At 66.3% G+C, this 3,041-nt stretch carries 2 protein-coding genes and 1 pseudogene; all 3 read left to right on the top strand.

Translation table 11 applies throughout. The annotated features are described in order from the left end of the window. Window positions 1-120: 120 nt before the first annotated feature. Window positions 121-1,143: pseudogene (gene pstS, locus ACXJKH_RS19540) on the top strand (phosphate ABC transporter substrate-binding protein PstS); the annotation flags it as partial. 54 nt (window positions 1,144-1,197) lie between these two features. Next, window positions 1,198-2,166, top strand: coding sequence for a phosphate ABC transporter permease subunit PstC (gene pstC / locus ACXJKH_RS19535; RefSeq protein ID WP_256777417.1), 969 nt, complete (start codon window positions 1,198-1,200; stop codon window positions 2,164-2,166). Beyond that, complete coding sequence (pstA, locus tag ACXJKH_RS19530) at window positions 2,166-3,032, top strand: phosphate ABC transporter permease PstA (protein ID WP_457321858.1); 867 nt, start codon at window positions 2,166-2,168, stop codon at window positions 3,030-3,032. The genes pstC and pstA overlap by 1 nt, the downstream gene beginning before the upstream one ends. Window positions 3,033-3,041: the final 9 nt, after the last annotated feature.

Here is a 3,041-nt window from a genome sequence, read left to right as displayed (position 1 = left end):
CCCAAGCCCCACAAGCCCTCCACGTGCCCCCGRTCACACCGTCATACGGCTGTAACAAAAACATCATTTCATAGCAGCGTCGCCGGAGAGACCGGCCCCTATCCCGCTACGGAGTGACGCATGAAACTGCACACGGCTGGCTTGACCGCCCTTTCCCTGGCCATCGCGCTGGGCCTTTCCGCCTGCAAGCCGGGCGCCGAAGGCCAGGCCGCCGCGCCGGCCACCGACGCACCCGCCGCAGCCCCGGCCGCCGGCGACAAGCTCACCGCCGAAATCTCCGGCGCCGGCGCGTCCTTCATCTTCCCGCTCGTATCCAAGTGGTCGGCCGACTACAACACCGCCACCGGCGCCAAAATCAACTACCAGTCCATCGGCTCCGGCGGCGGCATCGCCCAGATCAAGGCCGGCACCGTTGATTTCGGTTCCTCCGACAAGCCGCTGAGCAGCGAAGAGCTGGCCCAGGCCGGCCTCGGCCAGTTCCCCTCGGCCATTGGCGGCGTCGTCCCGGTCGTCAACATCGACGGCCTCGAAGCCGGCAAGCTGCGCCTGAGCGGTGCCCTGCTCGCCGACATCTTCCTGGGCAAGGTCAAGACCTGGAACGACCCGGCCATCGTCGCCGCCAACCCGGGCGTCAAGCTGCCTGACGGCAAGATCACCCTGGTCCACCGTTCCGATGGCTCCGGCACCACCTTCAACTTCTCCAACTACCTCGCCAAGGTCAGCCCGGACTGGAAGAGCAAGGTCGGCGAAGGCACCTCGGTGCAGTGGCCCGATGGCGTGGGTGGCAAGGGCAACGAAGGCGTCGCCTCGTACGTAAAGCAGATCAAGGGCTCCATCGGCTACGTCGAACTGGCCTACGCGCTGCAGAACGGCATGCCGTACGCCTCCATGCAGAACGCCGCCGGCAACTGGGTGCAGCCCACCGCCGACACCTTCGCCGCCGCTGCCGCCAGTGCCGACTGGGCCAGCGCCAAGGACTTCAACCTGGTCATCACCAACGCCCCGGGCGACCAGGCGTGGCCGATCACCGCCACCAACTTCATGCTCATGCACAAGCAGCCCAAGGATGCCAAGCGCAGCAAGGAAACCCTGGCGTTCTTCAAGTGGGCCTTCGAAAACGGCCAGAAGCACGCTACGAACGTGTTGCCGGGCAGCGCCCGGCACGACCTCTTCTCTTTCCGGGCCCACGCCTTTCCCATGAATGCCATCGCCCTGCCTGTACCCGCACCGTCCAACCGCGACCTGCGTGATGCCCGCAACGACCGCCTGTTCCGATGGGTGCTGATCGCCACCGTCATCCTGGTGCTGGTCGCCCTGGCCTGCGCCGCGCTCTCCATGCTGTGGGGCGGCCGCCATGCCCTGCAGGAGCAGGGCCTGAGCTTCTTCTACTCGTCCGAATGGAATCCGGTCGAGAACAAATTCGGCGCCCTCGCCCCGATCTACGGCACCCTGGTCACCGCGCTGATCGCGATGGTCATCGCGGTACCGGTGAGCTTCGGCATCGCCTTCTTCCTCACCGAAGTCGCGCCGCGCTGGCTGCGTGGCCCGGTCGGTACCGCCATTGAACTGCTGGCCGGCATCCCCTCGATCATCTACGGCATGTGGGGCCTGTTCGTGCTGGTGCCGGTGATGACCGAATACATCACCCCGTTCCTCAACGACCACCTGGGCACGCTGCCGATCATCGGCCCGCTGTTCCAGGGCCCGCCGCTGGGCATCGGCGTACTCACCGCCGGCTTCGTGCTGGCCATCATGGTCATCCCCTTCATTTCCTCGGTGATGCGCGAAGTGTTCCTCACCGTGCCTACCCGCCTGAAGGAATCGGCGTACGCGCTGGGCTCGACCAAGTGGGAAGTCAGCTGGGACATCGTGCTGCCCTACACCCGCTCGGCGGTGATCGGCGGCATCTTCCTCGGCCTGGGCCGCGCGCTTGGCGAAACCATGGCCGTCGCCTTCGTGATCGGCAACAGCGTGCGTCTGTCGCCGTCGCTGCTGGAGCCGGGCACCACCATCGCCGCGCTGATCGCCAACGACTTCGGTGAGGCCACCGAAACCTACCGCTCGGCACTGCTGCTGCTCGGCTTCGTGCTGTTCATCGTGACCTTCGTGGTGCTGGCCATTGCCCGCCTGATGCTGATGCGCCTGGCCCGCAAGGAGGGCAACTGATGTCCACCGCCAACGCCCAACCGCTGTACCTGCGCCGCCGCATCGTCAACGTCGTCGCGCTGCTCATGTCCTGCCTGACCGCACTGTTCGGCCTGTTCTTCCTCGGCTGGATCCTGCTCACGCTGGCCTCCAAGGGCCTGGCCGGGATCAACCTGGACCTGTTCACCAAAATGACACCGCCGCCGATGCAGGAAGGCGGCCTGGCCAATGCGTTCTTCGGCAGCGCGGTGATGTGTGGCCTGGCCATCGCCATCGGGACGCCGCTCGGCGTGCTGGCCGGCACCTGGCTGGCCGAGTACGGCAACTTCCGCAAGACCGGCACGGTGGTGCGCTTCGTCAACGACATCCTGCTCTCGGCACCGTCCATCGTGCTGGGCCTGTTCGTCTACACCCTGTACGTGATGCAGACCGGCGGGCAGTTCTCGGCGTTTGCCGGTGCGCTGTCGCTGGCCTTCATCGCGCTGCCGGTGGTGGTGCGCACCACCGATGAAATGCTGCGCCTGGTGCCCTCGCAGATGCGCGAAGCGGCGCTGTCGCTGGGCATTCCGCAGTGGAAGGTGACCGTGCAGGTGCTGTACCGCAGCGCCGCGGCCGGCATCGTCACCGGCATCCTGCTGGCGCTGGCGCGCATCTCCGGTGAAACCGCGCCGCTGCTGTTCACCGCCTTCGGCAACCAGTACTGGAACAACAACGTGTTCCAGCCGATGGCCTCGGTACCGGTGGTGATGAACCAGTTCGCCGGCAGCCCGTATGAATCCTGGCAGACGCTGGCCTGGGCCGGCGCGCTGGTGCTGACCGTGTTCGTGCTGCTGGTCAGCCTCTCCGCGCGCGGCATCCTGCTGCGCAACCGTATCTCCAATGACTGACCTCTCCGC

This window comes from Stenotrophomonas sp. P5_B8, assembly GCF_054049855.1.
This window is presented reverse-complemented; position numbering and strand designations above follow the sequence as displayed.